This window comes from Actinoplanes sp. ATCC 53533, assembly GCF_003947245.1.
Window position 1 is genome coordinate 1 of sequence record NZ_QHHV01000126.1, and the last position, 6,421, is coordinate 6,421.

Consider the following 6,421-nt stretch of genomic DNA (forward strand, 5'->3'; position numbering starts at 1 on the left):
TACGCCCAGGAGGTGATCCGCATTGGTCGAGAGACCGAGGAGGAAATGATCGCCCAGCGCGTGGAAGCACGACTGAAGCGTCAAGAAGTGCTGACGGTGCGGCAACCACCGCTGCGGTTGCACGCGATCATCACGGAGCAGGCGTTGATGCTGGAGGTTGGCAGCGCCGAGACGATGTCCGAGCAACTGGATCACATCGTCAAGGTCGCCGCGCTCCCGAACGTCACGGTGCAGGTGTTGACGCTCGCGGCGGGCGCTCACCTCGCCGTGCACGGCGGCTTTGAGGTGCTGACGTTCGCCCATGATGACCCGCCGCTTGGCTATATCGAGACGCTGGCGGGAGAATTGTTCCTGGAATCGCCGGAGGAGATCCGGCGGCTCACCGATGTTCACAAGCACCTGCTGTCCCTGGCGCTGTCGCCCAGGGAGTCGATCAAGTTGATTCAGGAGAAGAAAGATGGAACCCGTTAAGTGGTTCAAGTCCACGAGGTCCGGCAACAACGGCTCGTGCGTAGAGGTGGCAAAGCTCGGCGACGACGCTGTCGGTGTCAGGGACACCAAGGCGCACGGGAATGGTCCGATCTTGACCTTCACGCGAGCCGAGTGGGACGCCTTCATCGGCGGAGCGAAGGACGGCGAGTTCGATCTGACCTGAGAATCGACGGGCGCCCTGGAACGACGGGCGCCCGTTGGTGTTATGGATACCCCTTGCGGCCTGCGACACGGGGCCGTTTTTTGCTGTCACGGCAAGCTTACCGGCCCGCCGGTCGTGCATTGGCCTCCGCGAGACGTCTCAGGGACGCTCCCCCGGGGACGTCGGTGCGGGCGTATGGAAGCAGTCGCCGGACAACGGGCCGCCGCGCGGGCGGCGGCCCGGACGTCGCCCACCACGCAGGGCCTTCACCCCAACGGGGGAATTCCTATAAGAAAACGGGCAGCAGGTCACTCAGAGTCACCGCGACCAGTTCACGCCGATGGTATCGGGAGCGGCGGTAGGGGGACTCGTTGCCTGTTCGGCCGGCGCCGCACGGCTTGAGGCTGCGTGGCCGATCAGATGGGAGTCAAGATCATGGGCGGCGACACGCGTGTCGCTTCAGTCGAGCGTCGGGGGTTACACGGCGCAGTATTGGTAGGGCTCGAGCCAGCCATTGGCAAGCATGTCACCTCGGCGGGTGAAGATCGCGATCCCGCTCGCGTGCCCGTTGGTGTCGACGTCGGGATAGGGAATTTCGAGTGGGTCGCCGGTCGAGCGCTGAGCCGCGTGGTTGGTGCCGGTCCAGGTGGTGATGACGGCTCCGGGCGGTGCGGTCACCTTTGCGCCGGAGGCGAATGGGTCGACGCTGGTCCCGGTGGCCCGGTCGCGTAGCAGCGTGGTGTAGTCCGCGGGATCGAGGCGGCAGCCCGATGGCCGCGCGCTCGTGGTCCAGTCTGGGTTGCCGACTCCTCGTTTCCTGGCGGTGGCGAACAGGACAGGAGTGTCGGCCGAAGCGAACAGCGGGGTGGCCATCTGTTCGCACATCCACAACAGCCGGCCGGCGCCGCGGGGCGGGCTGGCGGCCCGCCACCGGATTCTGCGAGATAGGTCTGCGGCGACGACGGCGATCCAGGGGTGGATGCTGGCAAGGTAGCCCTGCCCGGCCAACCATCCCAGATACCGTGGGGCGAGTTCCCAGATCGGGTACATGGCGGCGGTCGGGATGCCGGCGACGGCACGGCCGGGGCGACGCATCGCGGTCGGGTTGTGGGCGCAGAGCTTGAGCGCTGCTTTGGCGAGGTCACCGGGCGAGAATGGGGCCTGCGAGCCGAGGCCGCCTCGGACGTAGGCGCGGGTGGTGCCGAGCCGGTCCAGCCGCCCTGCGGCCTGCAGCACCCGGGCGACGGCGGGGCGGAGTTCTTCGGCGATGGGTGCCTCTGCCAGCTCGGGGATGGTGACGGCGAGCAGGTCCAGAAGTTGCTCTTCGGCCTGTTCAGGGTCTGTCGGCACGGGCTGGTCGGCGAGCGCTTCGCGTAGTTCGACGCCGGTGAACGTGGGCACCATCAGCCGCGCGGTGAGGCTGCCCAGCTCTGTGGGGGTGAGATCGGCATCGCCGGACGGGTGCTCGCTGCTGGTGAGGTAGCCGCCGGCGACCAGGAACGTCACGGCGTCGGCGATGACCTCGCTGCTGCGGTCGCCTTGGTGGAAGGCAAGGGTTTGCTCCCACCAGGCTTCGGCCTCGCGCAGGGTGGAGATGCGTCCCTGGACGGCCTCGGCGAGCAGGTGGTCGGGCAGGGTGGCGAGGATCTGCGACAGCACTGTGTATCCGTCGACGAGGCGCTGTTGCCAGGCGGGTCGTTCGGTCTCGTCGCAGATCAGGAAGGCGTCCCCCTCGGTCTCGCCGGCGCCGACGCGGCCGGCTCGGCCGAACATCTGCTGCACCGTGGCCACGGAGATGTCGTCGAGGCCGACCTGGGTGTCGCGGACGACGACTGCGCGGGCAGGCAGGTTCACGCCAGCTGCGACGGTGGTGGTGGCGACCAGGACGTCTAGGTCGCGGGCGCGGAAGCGCCGTTCGGCGTCGCGTTTGTGCGGCCAGTCCTTGTAGTGCAGCCCGATGCCGACCTGCTCGCATACCTGGTGGACGCGGTCGAGGTCGGCTGGATCGATGCCGTCGATCCGGGCACCTCGGTCCGCGGCGATCGCGAGGGCGGTGGCGCGGACATTGTGTTTGCTGCCGCAGAACACCAGCACGCTGCCTCGGTCGGTGCTGACCTGCCGGGTCAGCGCGGCGGCCAGCCGGGCCCGGGTGGCGCTGGCTGCCTTCCAGTCCGAGGTGGCGGTGATCATCGGGAGCTGCCAGGTCAGCCGGGTGGGCCGCCACGCGACGCGGACCATCTCCGCGCCGAGCCAGCCGGCGATGTCCTCGGCGTTCGCGACGGTCGCGGACAGCCCGACGATCCGCACGCCCGATGCTTCGCCGCGCACCCGGGCGAGCAGTGCTTCCAGCACCGGCCCTCGGGAGGCGTCGCCGAGCAGGTGGATCTCGTCCACGACCAGGCAGCCGACCTCGGCGAGGGCCTGTCGTACGGAGCCGGCCCGGCACAGCGCCTCGAACTTCTCCGTGGTCGCCACCCACACGTCGGCGTCGCGGACCCGTTGCACGTCGACGGCGTACTCGCCGGACAGGCGCTCGACGCGCAGCCCGGCCTCGCGCCACCGGGCGAGTTCGGTGTCCAGTTCGTCGGTCAGGGAGCGTTGCGGGACCAGCCATGCCGCCTTGCGCTGTTGCCCGAGGACGGTCTGTAGCGCGGCGACCATCCCGATCTCGGTCTTGCCCGCTCCGGTCGGCGCTACGACCAGCACGTGTCGGTCATGCGCCAGCAGCCGGGGCACCACCTGCGCCTGGGCCGGGTTGAAGGTGGGGTGCGACAGCAGCGACACCCATGGCGGCGGAACGAGATCCCCGGTGGGGACGTGAACGGGCGGCTCAGAGGGCAGCGGGGCGGTGGCCTGCCAGATCATGTCGAAGGCGTCGCGGGCTGCCGCCGCGCTCGGCCCGACGAGGGCGGCAACGTCGGTGCTGAACCGGTCGGTCAGAGCGCATGGGCGCGGGTTCGCGCTGAGTTCCAGGTGCTGGTTGGTGGTGACTGTCTCGTCCTCCGCCCAGTAGCGCAGCGCCCGGAACGGCACTCCGCTGATGCGCAGCCGTTCCTGCAAGGTCACGGTGCGCTCGGAGTCGGGCAGGATGATCCGCACGTCGGTCCCGGCGGGTGCGCCGCGCCACGACGTCGGGTCGGTCAGCTTCACCCAGTGCAGCGCCCGGTCGGACACCGCCACGGGCGGCGGTGGCGGGGTCGGGGCGGAGGTCCAGCCACCCGCGGCGATGACCCGCACGCTCACGCCGGACTCGAGGTCGGCGCCGCACGTGTCCTGCGGCGGTCCGACAATCACCTGTTGGCCGGCCACGGTGACGGTCTCCTCGTGATGCGGTGTCAGCACGACGTATCCATCGTCTCCGGCCGGAGCAGCCCCAGGGCGTAGCCGTCGGCCGACGGCCCGCATCAGATGGCGGACGTTGCCGGCCATCGTCGGTGACGGCGCCGCAGCGGGCGCAGACGCCGTCGAGGTTTGAGGCGGTGTCAGCGGGGCCGGCTTTATCACGTCGTCGTACTTTTTCGCCCCGAGGTCAGGTAGGGCGAACGAGGCTGGACAGGCTGGGCAGACGAGTGCAACGTACCGGTAGGTCTTGCCGGCGCTCTCGTACGGCTTGCGCAGGCTGTGCAGCTGGCCGCCGCAGCGCGGGCACGCTCGCATCACGGGCTCCTGGTACGACCAGCCGGGCTCGGCGAATCGGCCGATGGTCGGCGCCAGCCGTACCCGCCACCGCGCGAACGCTACCTGTTCGACCGTGCCCGACTCGCTCACTCGCAGACCCCCAGTACGCAACGCAGCGACGCTCTTGACTGTATGCAACCGGACGGACAGCTCGGCGGCCTCGACACGAGCCTGTGGAAAACCAGAGTTATCCACAAGGCCGCAACCCCCGTACCCGCGGGGCGACGGCACTGGCACCGGCCGGTTGTGCCTAGTGCCCGACCTGCGGGGCCTCGGTCGCGCGAGCTGGCAGAACGGGACCCGCGCAGATTCACATGGGGGTGTTATCCACAGTCCATGATGGGCGACGGCATCCGGTCGCCCATCGGTGAGTCACGGGCCACGGCGCGGCTCAGGCAGGCAAGTGTTTGAAACCGGAACGGCGCCGAACCCGGAACCCCGGTCGACCTTCGCTACGTGCTCAGTTAGTACGGTGGCCGTCAGACTGCAGCGCAATCATGGCTGCCTGGCAGGCGCAGAATTCGGTCAGCGAGTGCACCCGGTGTCAGCTCGGATTGTACGAGCCCACCGGCGGTGAAGGCTGGCGGCTGGACGGGCGGCTTGTGGCCAAACTGTCGGGCAGCGCAGCAGGCGTCGATGGTGTCGCGGGCCTCCGCCAGAGCGACGGCGATGGCATCGACGCCGGTCACGCGTGCTCGTGCGACGTGGAGTCCGCTGAACAAGCGCCGGGCATGCCGGCAGCTTCGCTGGTGGTAGATCGCGACGCCGCGCAGGGCGACGGCGACGACCATGCGCGGAAGGTCCGCGTAATCGCGGGCAAGGTGCTTCAGATCCATGCAACCGCTGGCCGCGTCAGGCGCACCGCTGAGGATGGCGCAGTCGGCGAGGACCACGGCCGCCGGCAGGAGCCGGGCAGGGGCGACCGGATCCTCCGCCGCAGCTGCTTCGACCGCGCGTGTCGCTGCGGTGGCGGCGGCGCGCGGGTTGCCCAGCCTGATCAGAGTTTCGGCGCGCAGGGTCTCACGGACGACATGATCCGCGACGCGCTGCTCGGTGAGGACCCGCTGGGCCAAGCGGGGGTTGGTGAGCACGATGCCTCGGAGATGGTCCAAGGACTGCGGGCACGTTCCCCCCGTCCCGCGGGTTGCCGCAGAGGCGCCGATCGGTGGCTGGCCTGGGACTTTCCTGCTCTCGTCCGTCATGATGCTGGCCCTTCGTCCGGCGCATCCGCCGCGCTTGCCACCGGTATCGAGTCAGCCGCCGGCAGCCTTTCCCGCTTCGCCGATGAGCATGCGGCGCGTTTGCACGAGGCGATCACCGCGGCTGGGCGCCTCGTCGGCGAAGGGAGGACGGCTCGGCCCGCTGCCCCGGCACGGTCCGCACGGGCGCAGGGACGGATTCTGCCGTCGTGCAAACCGGTGTGGCCGTGCTGGCGGGAGGTTTTCATTGATCGACTCCCGAGCGAGGTCGGGCGAGGTCCGCGACGGTCCTGCGGACCAGCGGTATGAGGTGGGGCAGGATGGCCAGGGGTGAGCCGGGGCCGGCACGGCCGGGGATCCGCCCGGTGATGTCGCGCAGGCTCCGGTCGGCTTCATGGGCCGTGCACGGCATCGACAGGATGGTGTGCAGGTCCAACGCCCACGCGAGGGCACACAGCACGTCCAAAGTCAGATCGGCGGGGTCGTGTGGATGCCTCACGCGGCCGTTGACCTGCTCCCGGATCGACGAGATGAGTTCTCGCTCGGCGAGCTGGTACCGGCTGCCGCGGACCGCGCGACGTTGTTGGTGGAGTAGCCCGGCCTCGACCAACCCGGACCGGGTGTGCTCGTAGACCCACCTGTAAAGATCGTGCGGTTCGTTGCGAAGATCGATGCGGACACCCCGCAGTACCTCTGCCAGGCGAGGTATGCGCTCCTCGGCGAGAACCTGAAGGAATTCGGTGCTGAACGGTTCCGCGGCTGGGTCCGTGCGCCCAGTGATCGGGTAGATCCGGCCCTGCTCCACGCGGATGCGTCCTTGCAGCAGCAGGTCTGAAAGTGTCGCCGCGACCAGGCTCACGCCGATGGCACCAGGAGTGGCCAGGGGACGCACGTCCTCGTCGTGGACGAG

5 protein-coding genes are annotated in these 6,421 nt (G+C 69.3%); 2 read left to right on the forward strand and 3 right to left on the reverse strand.

Annotated elements, in window-relative coordinates; all coding sequences use genetic code 11:
• Both DMB66_RS36015 and DMB66_RS36020 read left to right on the forward strand, forming a co-directional pair.
• A partial coding sequence (locus DMB66_RS36015) for a DUF5753 domain-containing protein (protein WP_233625083.1) occupies window positions 1–471 on the forward strand: 471 nt, incomplete at its 5' end.
• A complete protein-coding gene (locus DMB66_RS36020) occupies window positions 458–655 on the forward strand; it encodes a DUF397 domain-containing protein (RefSeq protein ID WP_125808604.1) in 198 nt (65 codons plus the stop codon). The genes DMB66_RS36015 and DMB66_RS36020, both read left to right, overlap by 14 nt.
• A 456-nt stretch (window positions 656–1,111) precedes the next feature.
• On the opposite strand, the gene DMB66_RS36025 is transcribed toward DMB66_RS36020, so the two are convergent.
• The 3 genes from DMB66_RS36025 to DMB66_RS36035 all read right to left on the reverse strand — a co-directional run bounded on the left by DMB66_RS36025 (window position 1,112) and on the right by DMB66_RS36035 (window position 6,403).
• Window positions 1,112–3,976, reverse strand: coding sequence for a DEAD/DEAH box helicase (locus tag DMB66_RS36025; RefSeq protein WP_199752822.1), 2,865 nt, complete (start codon window positions 3,974–3,976; stop codon window positions 1,112–1,114).
• An 815-nt stretch (window positions 3,977–4,791) separates the two neighbouring features.
• Window positions 4,792–5,403 carry a hypothetical protein gene (locus tag DMB66_RS36030; protein ID WP_125808605.1) on the reverse strand — a complete coding sequence of 204 codons (612 nt, stop codon included), beginning with the start codon at window positions 5,401–5,403 and terminating at the stop codon, window positions 4,792–4,794.
• Window positions 5,404–5,755: 352 nt separating this feature from the next.
• On the reverse strand, window positions 5,756–6,403 hold the full coding sequence (locus tag DMB66_RS36035; RefSeq protein ID WP_255441156.1) for a GPP34 family phosphoprotein: 648 nt from the start codon (window positions 6,401–6,403) through the stop codon (window positions 5,756–5,758).
• Between the last annotated feature and the right edge of the window lie 18 nt (window positions 6,404–6,421).

Bases quoted from the DNA above. Each gene is read 5' to 3' on its own strand.
- DMB66_RS36020 (WP_125808604.1), top strand. From the start codon at position 458: ATGGAACCCGTTAAGTGGTTCAAGTCCACGAGGTCCGGCAACAACGGC.